We start from the raw sequence: 19,830 nt of genomic DNA on the forward strand, positions 1-19,830 counted from the left end.
ATTCAAGAAATTAAATGACTCGATAGCTCAGTCGGTAGAGCACATCACTTTTAATGATGGGGTCCTGGGTTCGAGCCCCAGTCGGGTCACAGATTTTGTGATTAACAAATTAAATTTCTTGATAGCAATGACTCGATAGCTCAGTCGGTAGAGCACATCACTTTTAATGATGGGGTCCTGGGTTCGAGCCCCAGTCGGGTCACAAAAGGTCGAGTAATTTATTTTACTTGACCTTTTTTATTTTGGCCATGTGGAGAAACGGTAGACTCGCCATCTTGAGGGGGTGGTGCTCGTAAGGGCGTGAGGGTTCAAATCCCTCCATGGTCACTAGAAAAAAATTAAAACTCTATTTAATTGTAGAATAGGCTTTTATAATTTATTCTTAAAATCATTCAAAAAAAAGACGCAAATAGCTAAATAAAGTACTTATATTTGCACCCTCATTGAAGAAAACAACAGACTCGATAGCTCAGTCGGTAGAGCACATCACTTTTAATGATGGGGTCCTGGGTTCGAGCCCCAGTCGGGTCACAAAAGGTCAAGTATTAATTTACTTGACCTTTTTTTATACCCTTTCAAATCGGAGAAATGTCTACACAAAAATTAAACCTTTCTTTTTTGTATTTTTGGAACTAAACAAACTTTAGCATGAGATTTTACATTAATACAGAACATTTAATAAATGAAATCGAATACCCAACTCGATATCAATCTCAAAATCTCATCAAAAGTTCAGTTATAGTATTTTTTATTATTCTAACATTTCTCTTACTATTCAAACCATTTGGAGTTTATGATCCTGAACTCAAAATGCACTATTTGTTTATTTGTTTCTTTCATGCTTTTGCACCGGCATTTATTTTATTTGCTTATTTTGAAGTTTTAAATCATTACAGAAAAACAAAATTCCAGACTAAATGGACTTTGCTCCAAGAATATAGTCACATTGGAATACTGTTAGTCCTTATTGGCACATCGAGTTTTCTAATGCGTGATTTGCTTTATAACAACCCAAACAACTGGTCTTGGAATTATTTTTTCGAAGAAATAAGAAACTGCCTCGTAGCAGGTATCTTTTTTTACTTTTTTATACGATTAGCTAGTTTCTATTTTGAATCTAAAAAAGGATCTCCATTTGTTCTTCAATTTACACCTTTGGCTGTTGAAGCCGAAAAAACAATTTCAAAATCTAATCTTTTCATCAGCACACAGGTAAAGCAAGATGATTTTAGCCTTGATATCGATCAATTACTTTTCGCAAAAGCGGATGGCAATTATATTGAGTTAACAAAATCGAACAACAACCAAATTACCACAGAAGTAAAGAGAATTTCTTTAACCCAATTTGAAACTCAAATAGTAGATTATCCACACTTTTTTAGATGCCACAGAACCTACTTAGTAAATATGTTTAAGGTTCAAAAAATATCTGGAAACTCTCAAGGTTATTTACTATCATTTAATGAAACCAATGTTAAAATTCCAGTTTCAAGAAAACAGATAAACAATTTCAACAACTATCACCAAGAGCTTCGCCGCAAATACATTGCATAATCTTGTTGCTCGTCACAAAAGGTAGTTATTAGTAACAATGCCCGCTATTACTGCATTTTACTGTTGTACGTTTGCCATTAATAACACAAAACCAAAATTATTATGTCAACTGCAACTGCTGTCAAGAATCAGGATTCTGGCTCTTCAAACAAATTATTATACATCGATAATATCAAAGTTCTTCTAACCATATTAGTTGTACTTCACCACACCGTTATTGCTTACAGTTCTTCTGAAGGCTGGTACTACAATGAAGAAACTAGTTTTTTAGGAGCACGCATCCTTTCGACAGTATTCATCAGTATAAATCAGTCTTTCTTTATGGGATATTTCTTTCTCCTGGCTGCTTATTTTACCAACTCTTCCTATTCTAAAAAAGGAGTTTCTAAATTTATCAAGGACAGACTAATTCGACTAGGAATTCCTTTAATTTTCTACTCTTTTATTCTTACTCCATTTATTTGTTATCTAGTTTATTATTTCACAAAAGCACATATCACTTATTTCAATTACTTAAGCAGATATGACAGCTGGATCGACTTAGGAGTTACTTGGTTTGTAGCAGCACTATTGCTTTTTACATTAGTTTATGTGGCAGTAAAAAAAATATTCAACATTAACTTCAACAAATCTGTGGCTGCTCCCAGCTCTTGCGCTATAATATTATTTGCGGCAGGATTAGGAGTTATTTCTTTCTTAGTTAGAATTATATTCCCTGTTGGAAGGGTTCTTGAACCTGTCGGATTTCAGCTTGGGCATTTTCCACAATATATCGCACTATTTATAATTGGATTACTGGCATCAAAAAACAATTGGTTTGAACAGCTTTCAGGAAAAACAGGCAGACAACTCAAAAGGTCAGCACGTTTATGCCTGCTGCTTTTTCCAGTATTTTTTATCATCAGATACAAATTAAACACACCTCTTTCTTGGTTTTCGGGTGGTTTTCACTGGCAGGCATTATTATACGCAGTCTGGGAGCAATGGATTGGAATTTCGATATTAACCGCATTATTAATTAGAGGAAAAATAAATTGGAATGCTACTTCAATATTACTTACTAAAGCATCACGCAGTAGTTTTTGCCGTTTACATTTTTCATCCATTAGTGACAGTTATATTTATGTTAGCACTAAAAAACTGGGCTATTGACCCCGCAATAAAGCTTTTAATTACCGCGCCGCTAATTGTATTGGGCAGTTTTGTATTAGGATCTATTATTTTATTAATTCCAGGAGTTAAGAGAATTTTATAGCACACATTATTGATCTTTCAACAAAAGTCAAAATCCTAATTATAAACAAATAGCATTATATTAAAAAAGAAATTCCCTTACAGAATAAAAACTTTCTTAAATTCGTTTGGAAATAATTTAATCACTAATCCCAAATTAGTTTTATGAAAAACCTACTATTAGCATCATTTATGATGATGACCTGCTCCATCTGGGCACAATCTGCAACTGGCTATTTTGACAAAGCCATAAAAAAAGCGGAAGCCGGAAACACAAAAGGCGCAATCGCCGACTACACCAAAGCCATCAGCATGAATTCAAAATTTGTCGAGGCATACCAGAATCGTGGTGTTGCAAAATTTAAACTAAACGATCTCAAAGGCGCGCAGGCAGATTTTAGCAAAACAATCGACTTAGACAGCATGAATGCAGATGCATTTACAGGCAGAGCCAATGTTAATTATAAATTGCAAAACTATCAGGGAGCAATTGACGACTGCACATCTTCTTTAGGTTTAAATCCGAAAGATTACATTGCTTACAATTTGAGAGGTTTAGCTTATAATAAAATCGGCGATAGTAAAAATGCTTGTAAAGATTTTACAAAAGCAATTGAATTAGGAAGTCAAAGTGCTGCAAAAAACAGATCGACTTTCTGCAAATAAGAACTTAAAAACAAAAATAGTCTGCAATCTTACTGCAGACTATTTTTACTTTTTATTAAAGTAATATATTTCTTAGATAAAATATACCTGTTTTTAGGTAAAAAATATATTTACAGTACGTAAACCTCTAATCCTCTATCTTTTTAATGTGGTTTTAAGGTTGCATATAAGATTTTGTTTTACATTTGTCGACCTAATCGCGAGAAATGATAAACAATATTAAAACTGTTTTCAGTATTAAAGATCTTGAGAACTTATCTGGAATAAAAGCGCATACCATACGCATCTGGGAAAAGAGATACAACATCCTTGAACCAATGCGAACTGATACAAACATCAGATTTTATAATCTGCAAAATCTTCAGAAACTTTTAAACATCACGTTATTACACGAGTACGGCTATAAGATTTCTAAAATCGCAACTTATCCTGAAGAAAAGATTCCACAATTGGTGCGCGAAATAATTTCTAAGAAAAATTCACAAAATTACGCCATCACTTCTTTCAAAATGGCGATGATGAATTTTGACCAAGAGTTATTCTTTAATACTTTCGATTGGCTTATTTCTGAAAAGACTTTTAAAGAAGTTTTTAAAGAACATTTTTTACCTCTTTTAAAAGAGCTTGGATTATTATGGCAGTCTGAAACAATTACTCCTGCAAATGAACATTTCATGAGCCATTTGATCAAACAGAAAATATTAATTTACACAGAAAGTCTTCAAATAAGAAAACCAACCAAGACAGATAGAGTATTTGTTTTGTCGCTTCCGCTAAATGAAATTCACCAAATCGGATTACTATATCTGCAATATGAAATTCTCGACAAAGGCTACAAATCCATTTATTTAGGAGAAAGTATGCCGATTGAAAATCTACAGGATTTAACCAGACATTTTGAGAACATTACATTTGTTTCTTTCATGACAGTTCAGCCTGATAGAAATGTAATTAACCAGTATGTTAAATCTATGGGACAGAAATTGTTGCAAAAAAACAACGAAATCTGGCTTATGGGAAAAATGGTTGAACATATCGATCAGAAAGTTTTAACCGATAGAATTCGAGTTTTTGATTCAATGGAAGAAACTATTAATATGATCTAATTTTATTTTGTTTAAGTTTTTCTTATATTTGTTAAACAAATGAGAAAAACAATAACAATACTAGGATCGGGCTTTTCTTCTTTAGCCGCAGCTTGTTACCTTGCACAACAAGGAAATGATGTAACTATTTATGAAAAAAATGACACGATTGGCGGACGTGCCAGACAATTTAAAAAAGACGGTTTTACATTTGACATGGGACCAAGCTGGTATTGGATGCCCGATGTTTTTGAACGCTTTTTTCAAGACTTTAATAAAAAACCATCAGATTATTACGAACTCGTAAAGCTGAATCCAGCGTATCGCGTCTATTTTGGAATAAATGATTTTATAAGTATTTATGACAATTTAGAAGATATCAAATCGACATTTGAAGAAATTGAAAAAGGAAGCGCTCAAAAACTTCAAAACTTTATCAATCAAGCCAAAAGCAATTATGATATCGCTATAAAAGATTTAGTGTATCGCCCGGGAGTTTCACCGCTTGAATTAATTACAAAAGAAACCGCTTTAAAATTAAATCAGTTTTTTAGTAATGTAAGTGCCGATATCCGCAAGAAATTCAAAAATGAAAGATTGATCCAAATTCTTGAGTTTCCTGTATTATTTCTGGGAGCGAAACCAACCAAAACGCCATCATTTTACAATTTCATGAATTATGCCGATTTTGGATTAGGAACGTGGCACCCGAAAACTGGAATGTTTGATGTTATTCGCGGAATCGAAAAACTAGCCTTAGAACTTGGTGTTTCTATTAAAACTAATGCTCCAATTGAAAAAATAGTAGTTGAAAACAGCACAGCAACTGCGATTGTTATCAATGGCGAAGTTATAAAAGCAGATATCATTTTAAGCGGCGCCGATTATCAGCATACCGAAACTTTATTAGATAAAGAGCATCGCGCTTATTCCGAAAAATATTGGGAAACCCGCATTTTTGCACCTTCTTCTCTCCTATTTTTTATTGGTTTTAATAAAAAAATAGAAAACATTTCGCATCACGCGTTATTTTTTGATACCGATTTTAACCAGCATGCTGTCGATATTTACGATAATCCAAAATGGCCGGAATCGCCTTTATTCTATGCCAATTTTCCATCCAAAACTGATTTAACAGCTGCACCAAATGGAATGGAAACTGGATTTTTCCTAATTCCGCTTGCACCGGGAATTGAAGATAACGAGAAACTCAGAGAAGAGTATTTCGAAAAGATAATCACTCGTTTTGAACAAGTTACGCAACAAGAAATCAGAAATAATATTATCTTTAAGAAGTCATTCTGCAAAAACGATTTTGTAACAGATTATAATGCTTATAAAGGAAATGCTTACGGAATGGCCAACACATTATTGCAAACTGCATTTTTAAGGCCCAAATTAAAAAGCAAAAAAGTCAGGAATTTATACTTTACAGGACAATTAACTGTTCCTGGACCAGGTGTTCCTCCTGCCTTAATTTCAGGAAAACTAGCAGCTGAATTAATTCAAAAATCTCTAAGATCTTAAAAAAAATGAAATCACTATTCGACGCCGTTTCTTTCAAATGCAGCAAGCTGGTTACCAAAAACTACAGCTCTTCATTTTCAATTGCCGTGAAAATGCTTTCACCAAGCATTCGCGATGCTATTTACAGCATTTATGGATTTGTTCGTTTTGCTGACGAAATTGTAGATTCATTTCATGATTATGAAAAAGAATATCTTATCGACGATTTTGAAAAAGAATATTATAAAGCAATGGAATTAGGAATCAGCCTAAATCCAATTCTAAATTCTTTTCAGCATACTGTAAAACAATACAATATTACAGACGATCTTATTCAGGCTTTTCTAAAAAGCATGAAACTAGATCTTATAAAATCAACCTACAACACACAGGCAGAGTACGCAGATTATATTTACGGCTCAGCTGATGTTGTGGGATTAATGTGTTTAAAGGTTTTTGTTTCTGGAAAAGAGCATAAATACGAACAATTAAAAGATGAAGCCATGCGCTTAGGATCTGCTTTTCAGAAAGTAAACTTTTTGAGGGATTTAAAAGATGACAATACGCTTTTAAACCGAACTTATTTCCCAGGTGTTAATCTTAACAATTTCAACGAAGATTCAAAAGAGCAGATTATACAAGAAATTGAAGAAGATTTCCGCATCGCTTACCAAGGAATTGTAAAACTTCCTATCGAAGCCAAATTCGGAGTTTATACCGCTTATGTTTATTACAGAAAATTGCTTAAAAAACTAAAAAATACGCCTTATTACGAAATTGGTAACGCAAGAATCCGTGTTTCTAATTACACAAAAGCAGGACTTTTGGCGCAGTCTTTTGTAACGTACAAGCTCAAACTGGTATAAATTCGTCCAGTTTATAATTTCCCGACAAAGATGGTTACCATAGTTTGCGGAGTTATTTGCGGAGATTTCTCTTTCGTCGAAATGACAAAAATGAGAGCAACAAATCAAAAAAAAATATTCTTTAGAGTCAATCTTTTGTAATTTAAAGCTAAACTCAAAAGATTTTAAATTATAATTTTAATTACAACATTTTACAAATGATTTCTTTCTTAATCTTTTTGGGCGTTTTTCTGTTTATGGAATGTGTGACCTGGCTTACGCACAAATACGTTATGCACGGCTTTATGTGGTATTTTCACGAAGATCATCACCAGCCTAGATATGAACATACTTTTGAGCGCAACGATATTTTCTTTGTCATTTTTGCAATTCCAAGTATTCTCTTATTTTATTTTGGTGTTCAAGGCGGTTTTAACTATTTATTTTTTATTGCCTGCGGCGTGACACTTTACGGAATTTGTTATTTTTTAATTCATGATGTATTAATTCATCAGCGTTTTAATTGGTTCAAAAACACCAAAAACAAATATCTAATCGGACTCAGAAAAGCACATAAAATACACCATAAACACCTTAATAAAGAAAAAGGAGAATGTTTCGGAATGTTGTTTGTACCATTAAAATATTATAAAATGTAGCATTATTTGGGCGTTTCCCAAGGGCCGGGCTTTTCGTTCCCGCTTTTTTATGTCGGGCTAAAAAGCCAGCCATAAAAAGAGCTCCACTGCAATCCCTAACGCTCACGTAGTACAAGAAACATTTGCAAACAATTGATTCATAAGAAATGAAATTATACAAAATAGCAACCGTACAATATGTAAATGCCAGCGTAGAAGAGTGCTGGGATTTTTTCTCGAGCCCAAAAAATCTCCAGACCATCACTCTGGACAATATGAATTTTCAAATTAAGGACTTCGATGACAAACGCATGTATCACGGTCAAATTATCACTTACACTTTAAGACCGCTTTTAGGAATCAAAATTTCTTGGGTTACCGAAATTACTGCTTGTAAGGAAAACGAGTATTTTATCGATGTACAACGTTTTGGTCCGTACAAACTATGGCATCACAAACATTTTTTTGAGCGAACACCAGACGGTGGAACAAAAATGACAGACATTGTACACTATGCTTTACCACTCGGAATTTTTGGGCGGATTATGAATAGTTTAGTTGTAAAAAACAAACTAAAAACCATTTTCGATTTCCGCTATAAGAAAATCGAAGAATTATTTAATTCAAAACCACAACCAAAGATTATACAAATACACGCAGAGCAAAAAAGTATTTAAAGATTTTATTTTTAAACATAGAAACATATTTTTTAAAGTTTAAATTATAAAACTATATATTTAAAAATAAACAATTTGCTTTTAACTCCTTGCGAGAATTTTAGAATACACCCACAGATTTAATCCTTTTAATCTGTGGCAAAAAAAACAAAACGGAACTCAACAAATGACAAAACAAAAAGTTTCCTTTTTCTGGTTCAGACGGGATTTACGTTTAGAGGATAACAATGGACTATTTCACGCTTTACAATCTGAATTTCCAATAATTCCTTTATTTATTTTTGATGAAGATATTTTGGATAATCTTCCAAAAAACGATGCGAGGGTCTCTTTCATTTATGATTCACTCCAAAAAATAAATTCAGAATTAAACACTTTTGAATCTTCAATTTTAATTAAAAAAGGAAAAACACAAGAAGTATGGAAATCGCTTTTAGAAGAATTCGACATTCAAAGCGTATTTTTCAATAAAGATTATGAACCTTTTGCAATTAAACGTGATAACGCAATTGCTACGGTATTAAAAGAAAATAAAATAGAATGCTTTTCATTTAAAGATCACGTTATCTTTGAAGAAAAAGAAATCACAAAAGCAGACGGACTTCCATATACCGTTTACACTCCATACAAAAATAAGTGGCTTGAGAAATATCATATTTTAGGATCGGCTCCAGAATATGATTCAAAACCATATCAATCCAATTTTGCAAAAAATCAATTTCCTTTTCCCGATTTATCAGTAATTGGTTTTGAAAGAAGCACCATAAAAGTACAGCAGCACAACTTAACACAAATTGGTAATTATAAAGAGACCAGAGATTTTCCTGCTTTAGACAGTACCTCCTATCTTTCTCCACACCTAAGATTTGGAACTGTAAGCATTCGGAAATTAGTAAACTGGGCAAATCGAAAAAATCAAACTTTTCTAAGCGAATTAATTTGGAGAGAATTCTTTATTCAAATTCTTTTCAGCTTTCCGAATTGTGTCAATCATAATTTCAAATCGGCCTACGATGGAATTCAATGGCGTAATAACGAAGACGATTTTAAAAGATGGTGTTCTGGAACTACAGGTTACCCAATGGTCGATGCAGGAATGCGCCAGCTTAACGAAACGGGTTACATGCACAATCGCGTTCGCATGGTTGTGGCGAGTTTTTTATGTAAACACTTATTAATCAACTGGCAGTGGGGAGAAGCTTATTTTGCCGAGAAACTTTTAGATTTCGAACTGGCTTCGAACGTTGGAAACTGGCAGTGGGCAGCAGGAACAGGTTGTGATGCTGCGCCTTATTTCAGGGTTTTTAATCCAGAAATCCAGCAAAAGAAATTTGACGAAAAAGGCGAATACATCCGCAAATGGATTCCTGAATTTGATTTTGGTTATAATGAACCAATGGTCGATCATGCTTTTGCGAGAGATCGCGCTATTGCGGCTTATAAGGATGGAATAATTAAATAAAATTCCAAATTTTCAAAATTCCAAATTCCAATTGTTCGTAATCTTGTGATCCTTCTTCCGTCAGGATGACAAACAATACAAAAAAAACCTTTGTCAAAGTTTTAAACTTTGAAAGGTTTATGTAAAATTGGAATTTGGAATTTAAAAAATTTGGAATTTTCCAATCTAGTACTTCAAATAATTATCAACCACAATTTTCGCCTTCAAATCAAACATTAAATTATACAAACCAAAGAAAGTACGATTCATGTAAATAAAGTGCTTAGAACCGCGATTTCCATTCATTTTTCTAAGATTTGTATCTTCAGAGAAACGCTTTCCTAATTCGGCGATTGCATTGAAAAAAGTTTCGTCGGCAAAATCGAAGGTTTCATTTTGGAAAGGTTTCGTGAAAAGCGATAACAAATCATAAAACATTTCTGTGAAATATGCAACTTCTGCAGGGGAATCGTCTGGACGAAGAATTTCTAATTCGAATAGTTTTTCGTTAAAACGCTTTTCATCTGTAATTACATTTTTATTGATTAATTCAAAATAAGGCGTGTAGAAATCTTCTGGGATTTGTTTCATACAGCCAAAATCTAAAGCAATCAACTGGTTTTGATCATCAACCAAGAAATTACCTGGATGCGGATCGGCGTGAACTTTTCGTAAAACGTGAATTTGGTACATATAAAAATCCCAAAGTGCCTGCCCTATTTTGTCCCCAACTTCCTGATCTTTATTTATAGCAGTAAACTCAGAAAGATGAATTCCTGTCATCCAATCCATGGTAATGATTTTCTCTGATGAAAACTCTGGATAGTAATTAGGAAAAATGATGTTTTCAATTTTATTACAGGCATCAACAACTTCCTTACTTTGTTCTAATTCTAATAAATAGTTCGTTTCTTCAATAAGTTTATCTTCAACTTCCTTGAAATATTTATCAGAATCTTTCCCTTGCAGATTAAACATTCTAATTGCAATAGGTTTTACCAAAGCTAAATCTGATGAAATACTGTTTGCAACACCTGGATATTGAATTTTAACAGCCAGTTTTTTATCATTTTTCTTTGCCAAATGAACCTGTCCAATACTTGCTGCGTTTACAGAATTTGGATTGAACTCGTCAAAGATTTCGTAAGGTGTTTTACCAAAATTATTTTTGAAAGTTTTTAAAACCAAAGGTGCAGAAAGCGGCGGAACTGAAAATTGAGACAATGAGAATTTCTCCACATAAGCTTGAGGCAGAAAATTCTTGTCCATACTTAACATTTGCGCGACTTTAAGCGCGCTTCCTTTTAAGCTTTTAAGTCCGTCGTAAATATCTTCGGCGTTATTTTCGTTTAGTTTATCTCGGGTTAAATCTGGATTTACTATTTTTTCAGCATAATGCTTTACATAGTTTACCCCAATTTTGGCTCCAGTCTGAACCAGTTTTCCAGCTCTTTCTATTTTTGAAGTTGGAATATAATCGATTGTTTTCATTATCTGCTGTGTATTTTTTCTTTAAATAGAAATTTTCCAAAATCTATTAAATGATTCATTGGTGCAACATTCATTAATTCAAATGATGCATTAACCGATTTTTCGATAAAAATGTCTGTTTTTTCAAAGGCAGCAGATTCATCTTCCATCCAGAATTTAATCGTCAGCATTAATTGCAGCCAAGCTGATTCCCGAATAGTTTTTTCTTGAAATTTTTGAAATCTTTCCTGCTCCAACCTGCAATCATCAGTAAGGATTTCAGAAACATAATTTTTAAAACTTTCTCGAAGAGTAGTCAGCTGTACTAAATTTTTAAGCGGATTTCTATCGATTTTTAGCGTCTGTAAAACGTAACTTCTATTTGCAGTTAAAATTTCAAAAAACGTAAAATAGAAACTCAGCATTTTATTCTTCATGTCATACTGCTGGTATTCTTCATTTTTATGAAGCAGATTAACTGTATTTTCAAAAAACATTCTGAAAATTTCTTTTTCTAAACTTTCTAATGTTCCAAAAAAGGAATAAAACTCAGCTTCGGTAAAATCATTTTCTTTCGCAAAATGATAAACCGATTTTGGTTTATGACCTTTTTCCAGAACCTCATCCATATATTTTGAAACGATAACATCTTTGGTAATAACCTGTTTTTTAGTCGCCATTTTATTAAAATTTAGAATTTGCCATAAAGGTAAACATTGTTTAATTATCTTTACTAATCCTTAAACAATATACACTGTTAAATATATTATAAACTATTATGGCTCAAAATGTTCTCTTAACTGGCGGAAGCGGATTCATTGGAAAACACTTAACAGATACACTTCTCGAAGCTGGATATTCTGTGTCTATTTTGAGTCGTTCTGAAAGAGAAAATTCTCCTTCAATTACATATTATAAATGGGATTTAAATAAAAATTATATTGACGAAAATGCCGTCCTAAATGCTGATTACATCATTCACCTTGCTGGTGAAGGAATTGTTGAAAAAAGATGGACAGACAAAAGAAAAAAAGAGCTTTTAGAAAGCCGTATTAAACCAATTGATTTAATCTTTTCGGTTTTAGAACAAAACAACAAGAAACTAAATGCTTTTATTTCTGCTTCGGCAGTTGGGATTTATGGCGCTGCCACCAGTCATAAAATCTGTACCGAAAACACACCGCCAGCAGATGATTTTTTGGGTTCGATCTGTCAAAAATGGGAAAGCGCAGTAGACAAAATTGACTCTTTAGAGATTAGAACGGTCAAAATAAGAACGGGAATAGTTTTAGGGAAAAACGAAGGTTTTCTTAAAAAAATGATTCCGACTTTTAAATCTGGATTTGGCTCGGTCCTTGGCTCGGGTAAACAATATCTTCCATGGATCCATATTGATGATTTATGCAATATTTATTTAAAAAGCATCGAAGATGAAAAGCTGAAAGGCGCGTATAACGCATGTATAACAGACAATACCACAAATTCCAGCTTTTCTAAAACACTTGCCAATTTGTTTGGTTATTCTATTTGGCTTCCTAAAGTTCCGCCATTTATTCTAAAAATTTTCTTGGGAGAAATGAGCGAAGCTGTTTTAACTGGGCAACGAGTTTCTTCTGAAAAAATTCAGAAAACTGGATTTGAATTTCAGTTTACCGATTTAGAAAAGGCACTCATAAATTGTATCAAATAACACTTATTTCAAAGCTGCAAACATTATTTCGTCGCTATGAACAACACCTGTCAGCGCTGTATTGGCAGTTTTTGCAATTTTTGAAGCAACCGAACTTGGAATTTGGATATTGAAATCTGAAATTGAAATTGGGAAATCTGAAATTACCTGAATGCCGTCTGCAACTTTCTTGATTAGAGCATTTACAACAATCTCTTTCATTTTTCCTCGTAAATAAAGCTTGCCTTTTATCTGATATTGCTTTTCGACTTCATTAATATCTTTCAAATCAAATTTTTCTATTTTGCCTTTAAATACAGCTTTAGGATAACGACGGCTCTCCATATAATTATCGTTAAAATGCTCTTGCATCATATCGAGTTTAAAACGAAAATCTTTGATCATTACAGTACAAATAAAAGTACTTGTTTTAGGTTCTAAAAGAATTGCAACTTGTCTGTTAACTGCTTTTATTTCTTCAAATAGAGGAACAGACGCCTCAAAGTTTACCGTGGCGGTATTGGTAAAAAATTTGTCTTGAGCAATTACAGAAAAAGCAGTAAAAAATAAAAATAATAAGGTAGTTGTTTTCATAATCGTCTACATTTAAACAATTATGTCATTCAATAATTGCAGTTAATAGAAAGTGAAAAAAAATCCGATTAACTATAAAAATTGAACGGCAGTTATTCAGTGAAAAAAAAAATTTCGTAACCAAATGATCACATTTAAAGTTACGAAATTTCGACAAGCAAAGTTCTAGAACTAATGCTAAATATTTGTGAATGTTTTTAAAAGTAAAATGTTTTTTGTAAGATGTGAAATGCTCCTTAACTACATTTTTACTTCTGTACAGATTTCGATTAAAAATCCATTTAAGTCTCGTGCATAAGCCACAACTTGTCCCCACGGTTTTTCTACAGGTTCTGAAACCATTATCGCACCAAAAGAAGTCGCTTTTTGTAAAACTTCTGGAACATTTTCAACAATAAAACCTATTTCTATGGCAAAAGGCTTATCTTCTAAACTGCTTTCTATAAAACCGTCTTTCAAATTTTGCGATGCCAGCTTTTTAGATGCAAACGAAAGTGTTGTTTCTCCGGTAATTAATTCGCCATAATCATTATCCGGGCTTATAAATTTCCTTGAGAATCCAAATGCATTTTCATAAAATGCCAATGCCTCTTCGACATCTTCAACGTACAAAATGGTATATCCAAACTTTATCATGTTTTCTTTATTTAATGTGTATTATATAAATATAAGAAAAATTAGCTGATTTCTAGAAGGACATTATATTTTTCTAAACTGGCTAAATCCTCAATAGAGTTTATATTTGTAAGTTTTTCGTGCTCTTCGACTTCTCTTCTAACTTCGATATGTTTGATTGCTTTTCTAAAACGACGGACTTCCTGCAGGTTTGACAAAATTAATCCAGGAACCTGAACACTCTTTCCTTCTTTATCTTTGGCAACCATTGTAAAATAAGAGGAGTTACAATGTTTAACAACTCCAGTCTGAATATTTTCTGCTTCAACACGAATCCCGACAATCATTGAACTTCTGCCGACATAGTTTACAGAGGCTTTCATGGTCACCAATTCTCCAACTTCAATTGGTTTTAGAAAGTTTACGGTATCTACAGAAGCCGTTACGCAATAATTACCGCTGAATTTCGATGCCGAAGCAAAAGCAATTTGATCTAATAGTTGTAAAATATAACCTCCGTGGATTTTACCGCTGAAATTGGTATGCGAAGGCAGCATTAATTCTGATATGCTGATTTTTGATGAAGAAACGGGTTTAAAATCTGTAGTCATGTTTTTGTTTTTTGGAGTGTATTTTATTTTTAATTTTTTAAACACATAGATTCAGAACAAAACCTATATTTCTATGTGTTTTATTTTTTTTAATTCAACAATTCATTTTCATCTGAATTTAAAGCTCTTGCAATTATATTTTCAGGAAGTGATTTCTTGGCCTTTGCTCCCATTTTTTTTAATCTTTCTACGCTTGTAATCAAGTTTCCTTTTCCGTCAACCAATTTGTTCATTGCGTTTTCGTATTCTGTTTTGGTATCTTTTATCTTATTTCCAATTCGGACTAAATCAGAAACAAAACCTTCAAATTTATCGTACAATGCGCCGGCTTGTCTTGCGATCTCAAAAGCATTTTCCTGCTGTTTTTGATTGCTCCACATGCTGTCTATTGTTCTCAAAGTAGCCAGAAGTGTACTTGGCGTAACAATTACAATATTTCGGTCGAATGCTTTGGTGTATAAAGCTGGATCTTCATTTAAAGCTATCGCAAAAGCTGGCTCCATCGGAATAAATAACAGCACAAAGTCGGGGCTTTCTATCTGATATAAATCGTGATAATTTTTACTGCCAAGCTGTTCCACGTGCCTTCTAATAGAATTGACATGTTCTTTTAGATAATCTATTTTTAAAATTTCCGATTCTTCGTTAATCCATTTTTCATAAGCTGCAAGCGAAACTTTAGAATCGACGATCATTTTTTTACCGTCAGGAAGATTGATTACAACATCTGGAAAAACACGATTTCCTTCGCTGTTCGTAAAACTCTGCTGTACTTCATATTCTCTTCCTTTCTCTAATCCAGATTTTTCCAGAACACGTTCTAAAACCAACTCGCCCCAATTTCCCTGCATTTTACTGTCGCCTTTTAGCGCTTTGGTTAGATTTAAGGTTTCTTTACTCATTTGTGCATTCATTTCGCTTAAACCTAAAATCTGCTGGCGAAGTGCGGCGTGATAGTCGATGCTTTCTTTATGGGTCTGATCTACTTTTTGTTCAAAAACATGAATTTTATCCTGAAGCGGCAATAGAATATTTTTCATATTCTCGCTGTTCTGTTCGGTAAACTTAGCCGATTTTTCTTCGAGGATTTTATTGGCTAGATTTTCAAATTCTTTGGTGAATTTTTCCTGAAGCTCATTGATTTCATTTTTTTGTTCTTTATGTCGTTCCCACAAATTTTCAAAATCAACTTCCTTTTTAGAAAGCTGAATCGCCAGACTGTCTTTCTCTGTCCGAATGTTTTCTTTCTCATAATTGAGCAGCTGCAATTGTTTTTGAAAGTAATTTTTTTCACTTTCAAATTGCTCTTTCTGCATTTGCAACTGGCTGTTTAATGCGTTTAATCGCTCTTCTGAAATTGCTTTTTCTGACTGAAATTTAGACCCGGAAAGCATTTTACCTAAGTATATTCCAACAAAAAGCGCCACTACAAAAGCCAATAAAAATGGTAGATAATCCGACATAACTAAGTTTATTTTACGTAAAAGTACGCAATAATACGTAGTACTTAGTTTTAAAAATTAAAATTTCACGAATTCGTATTTAATCCAAACTAAATCAACATTTTATTTTTTTTCCAAAAAAAAATAAAAGTTTTACGCAACCTTTTTTAAAAAGTTCAATCTACAAGATATAAACCTATTAAAATAAATTATGAAAAAATTAATGTTGAGCTTATTTATAGCTTTCGGATTTAGTGCATGTTCTCTAAATAATGATGATAATTATGTTGATTGCGGTGCTAATACAAATGTAGCTTTTACTGGATTTCCCTTCTATTGTAATTATAGCGTAAAATCGCAGCCTAACAATGCGGCTGTAGCAGTTGTTGCAACGCAAGAAAAAATGAATGAATTATTCCCAAAACATGATAACACATGTCCTGTTGCAAGCGATCCTAATATTGATTTTACCAAACAATATTTAGTGGGAATTTTTGCGGGAGCTAAACCTACAAGCGGATATGCAATTAAAATTACTTCTATTGTAGAAAACAATTGCGAAATTGTAGTTAATTACTACGAGAAATCACCAGCGCCAGGCGAAAATATAACTCAATCTCCTACTTATCCTTCAGACTTTGTTTTAATTCCAAAAACATCAAAAGGTTTTATTTTCATTAAAGCTAATGAAAGTCCAGACACAGCAATTATTGGTAGTTTCAATAATAATTGTACTGGTGCAGACTGTCAAAAATTCTTTCAAGTTAATGATTACAGTATTTTAAAATTCTTAAATGTTGGCGCTAATCAATACGATTTCAATCAATATAAATACACTCCAACTATAAAAAGAGGTGATTACACAATATTATTAAAAGCTGTTCCTGCTGAAATTTTAGCTTTAAAAGGACAAACTAAAATTTACGGCGCTCCAGATGCAGCAGATCAAGGTGGTGTTTATTTTGAATTACGCCAAGGTATAACAGTAACTAAGGTTTATATTGACAACAATGATACACAAGATCAAAGTGCTGATATAAAAGCTTTCAAAAAACTTATTCAAGAAAAAATTACTAGTTTAAAATAATCCCCCCGATCATGAAAAAACTCTTTATCTCTTTTATTGCATTTTTTCTTTTTGCCAGTTTTTATTCCATAGACAAGACTTTTAGTGCAGGATCTAGTTCGCTTGTAAATACTTGGATCTGGGAAAAATCTGTAGGCGGTGCTAATAATCCGTATGTCGCAACGCCAAAAACTATTGGTTTTACTAAGAAAATTATCTTTACTCCAGATGGGAGAGTGATTACATATAAAAATAATGTAGAGATTAGAAACAGTCCTTATCAGGTAGAAAAAGGGATAGGATATCTTGATCAGTCAGAACATGATCTAATTACGTTCGAAGGCAAAACTTATGTGATAGAAAACCTTGACAATCAAAACCTAACGATTTTGAGTAATAACCAAGACGCAGCTCGTACTATTTTTAAAAGATAGTTTTATAAGCTTTTTAGAACTATTTTTGCCAAACCAAACAATACCACATTTTTGAAAGACGAGCTAGAAAAATATATCAAACTGTGCATGAAAAATGACAGAGAGGGACAACTGAAAATTTATCAGTTGTTCTCTCCTGTTTTGTATGGTATCTGTTTGAAATATATGAAAAACGAGGATGATGCAAAAGATGTCTTTCAGGAAGCCTTTGTGATTGTCTTTCAGAAAATAAACCAATACAAATTTGAAGGAAGCTTTGAAGGATGGCTCAAGCGGATTTTCATCAACAAACTCATCGAGACTTTAAATAAAAAAAAGAAAGAAAGTTTCTTTTTAGATGTTTTTGATCCAGATACTGATTTTGTTGAAGAGGAAGAATTAGAAATTATTCCGATGGAGCAGGAAAAACTTCTAGAATATATTCGGGATTTACCAGACCAATATCGAACGGTTTTTAACTTATATGTTTTTGAAAAAATGAAACACAAGGAAATTGCCGAGTTATTAAAAATCTCCGAAGGAACATCAAAATCAAATTTAAATCGCGCCAAACACATATTACAAAAGCGAATTTTGAGCATAAAAAATTTTAAGACAGCATGAAGAAGCAAAAAATAGAAGATATTTTTTCATCAATGGAAGACTTTTCGAGTGTTCCGCCTCCTGAATTATGGGGACAAATTGAAGAAAAATTAGACAAACCAAAAAAGAAGAAAAGAGCTATTCTTTGGTGGTCGGCTGCTGCATGCTTACTATTAGGGTTGCTTCTGCCCTCAATCTTACATTTTAGTTCTTCTCCTCAAAATAAAAACTTTGACAATGGGAAAGGTGGTTTCGAAAATAATCGCGTAGTTCTGGATGAAAAAATAAATGATAATACCAAAAAAGGCAATATAAACAGTAATCACAATCATAACAAAACCCTTGATTCTGTAATTAATGTTTCTTCAACAAAAGATAAATTAAATAATTCAAAAGCAACGCAAGAGCAAGAAAGTGGTGTTGCACATGCCAATTCGAAAAACAAAACCAATAAAAAGGATTCTGAATCTCATATGCAGCTTCCGAACAATAATGTTCCGAATCAATCTCTTGCGGTTCAGAATTTTAATTCTCCAGAAGAAAAATCAGGTGCTCGATCTTCAAAAAAATCTATTTTAGAAAAAGACAAATTTTCTAATACTAAAGGAATCGCTGAAGAAAGAGTTGCTTTTGGAAAACCAAACAAATTTAATTCTACGGCTAAAAAACAGCTTTCGAATTCTATTTTTAATGATAAGTTAGTTCCTAAAAACAATAACAATTTTGCTTTCATTGCCGAAAGTTCTGTTGGGAATAATGCATCAAAACAAAATGCTCTTGTTAATAAGAATGAAAAAGTTTCCGAAAAAACTTTAGCCGCTAATATAAAAGAGAACTCAAAATTCAATACTGCTGCTTTAAGTAAAAAAGATTCTATGCAGCTGGCAGAACTTCAAAATTTAGAAAAAGGAATTTTAGCTCCAGAAACTAAAAAAGAAGAAAAGGATAAAAAAGACAAATTAATTAACAAAAAAGAAAAATGGGCTCTTTCTGTTTTTGCCGGTGTTGCGAGTTCTGAAAACACTAGAAATGAAAAGACTTTAGGCAATGTAAACGACTCCAAACAATCTAATTCTTTTGGGGTTAAAACGAAATACAGCATTAATAAAAAATGGGCTGTTGGTTCTGGTTTAAAAATCAATGAACTTGGTCAAAGTGTGGCGAATGTCTCTTATGTAAGTGCCAAAGGTAATGCCCTTTTTGCTCCTGGTGAATATGCCAGCAATAGTAATAGTCCCGTTTCGCAGGTAAGCAGTAATTCTGATTATATACTGATATCAAACAGCACCAAAGAAGCTCTAAAAGGTGATAATATCCAGAGTGGAAAATTGGATCAAAATCTACGATATATTGAAATGCCTTTGGAAGTTTCTTATTCTGTTTTTAATAAAAATAAAGCCAGCATTAATTTGAATACAGGTGGTTTTGTCGGGAAATTAATTTCGAACAATGTTGCTTTAGACGGTCATTCTATTGGAGAAAATGTAACTGCAAACGATTATGTTTACGGTTCTACTTTGAGCAGTACAATTCAATATCGAGTTTACAAAAAAACAAATGTTTTTGTAGAGCCTGCTATGAATTACTATATCAATCCGTTAAACAGCCAGTCTTTCAATCAGTTTCAATGGGGATTAAATTTCGGATTAAATGTTTCTTTCTAAATTATATTTGTAGTAATTTTCAGAAAATTAATTATTAT

The 19,830-nt window shown here is 32.8% G+C and carries 20 protein-coding genes and 4 tRNA genes; 18 read left to right on the plus strand and 6 right to left on the minus strand.

From position 1 onward, the window contains the following. The first annotated feature begins 16 nt into the window (after nt 1–16). From QE431_RS17745 to QE431_RS17805, 13 genes are all read left to right on the plus strand, one after another. Nucleotides 17–89 (plus strand) — tRNA-Lys (locus tag QE431_RS17745). A gap of 40 nt (nt 90–129) precedes the next feature. Next, nucleotides 130–202: transfer RNA gene (locus QE431_RS17750), tRNA-Lys, on the plus strand. Between the two features lie 42 nt (nt 203–244). Further along, a tRNA-Leu gene (locus QE431_RS17755) sits at nt 245–327 on the plus strand. 131 nt (nt 328–458) lie between these two features. Next, nucleotides 459–531: transfer RNA gene (locus QE431_RS17760), tRNA-Lys, on the plus strand. A gap of 117 nt (nt 532–648) precedes the next feature. Next, nucleotides 649–1,554 (plus strand): LytTR family DNA-binding domain-containing protein, encoded by a 906-nt coding sequence (locus tag QE431_RS17765; protein WP_307298575.1) that lies wholly within the window; start codon nt 649–651, stop codon nt 1,552–1,554. Between the two features lie 102 nt (nt 1,555–1,656). Beyond that, nucleotides 1,657–2,706 (plus strand): acyltransferase, encoded by a 1,050-nt coding sequence (locus QE431_RS17770; protein ID WP_307298578.1) that lies wholly within the window; start codon nt 1,657–1,659, stop codon nt 2,704–2,706. A gap of 246 nt (nt 2,707–2,952) precedes the next feature. Further along, nucleotides 2,953–3,453: a tetratricopeptide repeat protein gene (locus QE431_RS17775; RefSeq protein ID WP_243839380.1), complete on the plus strand. Its 501-nt coding sequence runs from the start codon at nt 2,953–2,955 to the stop codon at nt 3,451–3,453. Between the two features lie 206 nt (nt 3,454–3,659). Then, the gene (locus QE431_RS17780; protein ID WP_057117805.1) at nt 3,660–4,559 is read left to right on the plus strand and encodes a MerR family transcriptional regulator; all 900 of its coding nucleotides are present in this window, start codon (nt 3,660–3,662) and stop codon (nt 4,557–4,559) included. 39 nt (nt 4,560–4,598) lie between these two features. Continuing rightward, nucleotides 4,599–6,065: an NAD(P)/FAD-dependent oxidoreductase gene (locus QE431_RS17785; RefSeq protein WP_307298580.1), complete on the plus strand. Its 1,467-nt coding sequence runs from the start codon at nt 4,599–4,601 to the stop codon at nt 6,063–6,065. Nucleotides 6,066–6,070: 5 nt separating this feature from the next. Then, entirely contained in the window at nt 6,071–6,910 is an 840-nt protein-coding gene (locus QE431_RS17790; protein WP_057117803.1) for a phytoene/squalene synthase family protein, read from the plus strand. Between the two features lie 197 nt (nt 6,911–7,107). Next, on the plus strand, nt 7,108–7,548 hold the full coding sequence (locus tag QE431_RS17795; protein WP_307298582.1) for a sterol desaturase family protein: 441 nt from the start codon (nt 7,108–7,110) through the stop codon (nt 7,546–7,548). 146 nt (nt 7,549–7,694) lie between these two features. Next, complete coding sequence (locus QE431_RS17800; protein ID WP_307298583.1) at nt 7,695–8,204, plus strand: SRPBCC family protein; 510 nt, start codon at nt 7,695–7,697, stop codon at nt 8,202–8,204. A 166-nt stretch (nt 8,205–8,370) separates the two neighbouring features. Beyond that, nucleotides 8,371–9,666 carry a deoxyribodipyrimidine photo-lyase gene (locus QE431_RS17805; RefSeq protein WP_307298586.1) on the plus strand — a complete coding sequence of 432 codons (1,296 nt, stop codon included), beginning with the start codon at nt 8,371–8,373 and terminating at the stop codon, nt 9,664–9,666. A 165-nt stretch (nt 9,667–9,831) separates the two neighbouring features. Here the strand turns inward: QE431_RS17805 and QE431_RS17810 are convergent, their stop codons facing one another. Then, nucleotides 9,832–11,136 carry an AarF/ABC1/UbiB kinase family protein gene (locus tag QE431_RS17810; protein ID WP_307298588.1) on the minus strand — a complete coding sequence of 435 codons (1,305 nt, stop codon included), beginning with the start codon at nt 11,134–11,136 and terminating at the stop codon, nt 9,832–9,834. Beyond that, nucleotides 11,136–11,795, minus strand: a complete 660-nt coding sequence (locus QE431_RS17815; RefSeq protein ID WP_307298589.1) for a TetR family transcriptional regulator C-terminal domain-containing protein — start codon at nt 11,793–11,795, stop codon at nt 11,136–11,138. Before QE431_RS17815 ends, QE431_RS17810 begins: the two co-directional genes overlap by 1 nt. Nucleotides 11,796–11,893: 98 nt before the next feature. Here QE431_RS17815 and QE431_RS17820 point away from each other — a divergent pair, with 98 nt between their 5' ends. Beyond that, nucleotides 11,894–12,805, plus strand: coding sequence for a TIGR01777 family oxidoreductase (locus QE431_RS17820; RefSeq protein ID WP_307298591.1), 912 nt, complete (start codon nt 11,894–11,896; stop codon nt 12,803–12,805). Between the two features lie 3 nt (nt 12,806–12,808). Here the strand turns inward: QE431_RS17820 and QE431_RS17825 are convergent, their stop codons facing one another. The 4 genes from QE431_RS17825 to rmuC all read right to left on the minus strand — a co-directional run bounded on the left by QE431_RS17825 (nt 12,809) and on the right by rmuC (nt 16,067). Then, on the minus strand, nt 12,809–13,378 hold the full coding sequence (locus tag QE431_RS17825; RefSeq protein ID WP_307298593.1) for a YceI family protein: 570 nt from the start codon (nt 13,376–13,378) through the stop codon (nt 12,809–12,811). Nucleotides 13,379–13,618: 240 nt separating this feature from the next. Next, entirely contained in the window at nt 13,619–14,014 is a 396-nt protein-coding gene (locus QE431_RS17830; protein WP_134142521.1) for a VOC family protein, read from the minus strand. Nucleotides 14,015–14,055: 41 nt separating this feature from the next. Continuing rightward, nucleotides 14,056–14,604 carry an acyl-CoA thioesterase gene (locus tag QE431_RS17835; protein WP_057117795.1) on the minus strand — a complete coding sequence of 183 codons (549 nt, stop codon included), beginning with the start codon at nt 14,602–14,604 and terminating at the stop codon, nt 14,056–14,058. 89 nt (nt 14,605–14,693) lie between these two features. After that, nucleotides 14,694–16,067 (minus strand): DNA recombination protein RmuC, encoded by a 1,374-nt coding sequence (rmuC, locus tag QE431_RS17840; RefSeq protein WP_307298597.1) that lies wholly within the window; start codon nt 16,065–16,067, stop codon nt 14,694–14,696. Between the two features lie 190 nt (nt 16,068–16,257). Between rmuC and QE431_RS17845 the strand changes: the two genes are divergently transcribed. Genes QE431_RS17845 through QE431_RS17860 form a run of 4 tightly spaced genes read left to right on the plus strand, consistent with a single transcriptional unit; the run spans nt 16,258 to nt 19,792 of the window. Beyond that, nucleotides 16,258–17,133: a protease complex subunit PrcB family protein gene (locus QE431_RS17845; RefSeq protein WP_057117793.1), complete on the plus strand. Its 876-nt coding sequence runs from the start codon at nt 16,258–16,260 to the stop codon at nt 17,131–17,133. 11 nt (nt 17,134–17,144) lie between these two features. Then, the gene (locus QE431_RS17850) at nt 17,145–17,546 is read left to right on the plus strand and encodes a hypothetical protein (protein ID WP_057117792.1); all 402 of its coding nucleotides are present in this window, start codon (nt 17,145–17,147) and stop codon (nt 17,544–17,546) included. A 51-nt stretch (nt 17,547–17,597) separates the two neighbouring features. Then, nucleotides 17,598–18,149, plus strand: a complete 552-nt coding sequence (locus QE431_RS17855) for an RNA polymerase sigma factor (protein WP_057117791.1) — start codon at nt 17,598–17,600, stop codon at nt 18,147–18,149. Continuing rightward, nucleotides 18,146–19,792: a hypothetical protein gene (locus tag QE431_RS17860; protein ID WP_307298600.1), complete on the plus strand. Its 1,647-nt coding sequence runs from the start codon at nt 18,146–18,148 to the stop codon at nt 19,790–19,792. The genes QE431_RS17855 and QE431_RS17860 overlap by 4 nt, the downstream gene beginning before the upstream one ends. Nucleotides 19,793–19,830: the final 38 nt, after the last annotated feature.

The organism is Flavobacterium sp. SORGH_AS_0622, assembly GCF_030818825.1.
Classification (GTDB): domain Bacteria; phylum Bacteroidota; class Bacteroidia; order Flavobacteriales; family Flavobacteriaceae; genus Flavobacterium.

Excerpts from the sequence above, each read along its gene's own strand:
- QE431_RS17765 (WP_307298575.1), top strand. The coding sequence starts at position 649 with ATGAGATTTTACATTAATACAGAACATTTAATAAATGAAATCGAATAC.
- QE431_RS17770 (WP_307298578.1), top strand. The coding sequence starts at position 1,657 with ATGTCAACTGCAACTGCTGTCAAGAATCAGGATTCTGGCTCTTCAAAC.
- QE431_RS17775 (WP_243839380.1), top strand. The coding sequence starts at position 2,953 with ATGAAAAACCTACTATTAGCATCATTTATGATGATGACCTGCTCCATC.
- QE431_RS17780 (WP_057117805.1), top strand. The coding sequence starts at position 3,660 with ATGATAAACAATATTAAAACTGTTTTCAGTATTAAAGATCTTGAGAAC.
- QE431_RS17785 (WP_307298580.1), top strand. The coding sequence starts at position 4,599 with ATGAGAAAAACAATAACAATACTAGGATCGGGCTTTTCTTCTTTAGCC.
- QE431_RS17790 (WP_057117803.1), top strand. The coding sequence starts at position 6,071 with ATGAAATCACTATTCGACGCCGTTTCTTTCAAATGCAGCAAGCTGGTT.
- QE431_RS17795 (WP_307298582.1), top strand. The coding sequence starts at position 7,108 with ATGATTTCTTTCTTAATCTTTTTGGGCGTTTTTCTGTTTATGGAATGT.
- QE431_RS17800 (WP_307298583.1), top strand. The coding sequence starts at position 7,695 with ATGAAATTATACAAAATAGCAACCGTACAATATGTAAATGCCAGCGTA.
- QE431_RS17805 (WP_307298586.1), top strand. The coding sequence starts at position 8,371 with ATGACAAAACAAAAAGTTTCCTTTTTCTGGTTCAGACGGGATTTACGT.
- QE431_RS17810 (WP_307298588.1), bottom strand. The coding sequence starts at position 11,136 with ATGAAAACAATCGATTATATTCCAACTTCAAAAATAGAAAGAGCTGGA.
- QE431_RS17815 (WP_307298589.1), bottom strand. The coding sequence starts at position 11,795 with ATGGCGACTAAAAAACAGGTTATTACCAAAGATGTTATCGTTTCAAAA.
- QE431_RS17820 (WP_307298591.1), top strand. The coding sequence starts at position 11,894 with ATGGCTCAAAATGTTCTCTTAACTGGCGGAAGCGGATTCATTGGAAAA.
- QE431_RS17825 (WP_307298593.1), bottom strand. The coding sequence starts at position 13,378 with ATGAAAACAACTACCTTATTATTTTTATTTTTTACTGCTTTTTCTGTA.
- QE431_RS17830 (WP_134142521.1), bottom strand. The coding sequence starts at position 14,014 with ATGATAAAGTTTGGATATACCATTTTGTACGTTGAAGATGTCGAAGAG.
- QE431_RS17835 (WP_057117795.1), bottom strand. The coding sequence starts at position 14,604 with ATGACTACAGATTTTAAACCCGTTTCTTCATCAAAAATCAGCATATCA.
- rmuC (WP_307298597.1), bottom strand. The coding sequence starts at position 16,067 with ATGTCGGATTATCTACCATTTTTATTGGCTTTTGTAGTGGCGCTTTTT.
- QE431_RS17845 (WP_057117793.1), top strand. The coding sequence starts at position 16,258 with ATGAAAAAATTAATGTTGAGCTTATTTATAGCTTTCGGATTTAGTGCA.
- QE431_RS17850 (WP_057117792.1), top strand. The coding sequence starts at position 17,145 with ATGAAAAAACTCTTTATCTCTTTTATTGCATTTTTTCTTTTTGCCAGT.
- QE431_RS17860 (WP_307298600.1), top strand. The coding sequence starts at position 18,146 with ATGAAGAAGCAAAAAATAGAAGATATTTTTTCATCAATGGAAGACTTT.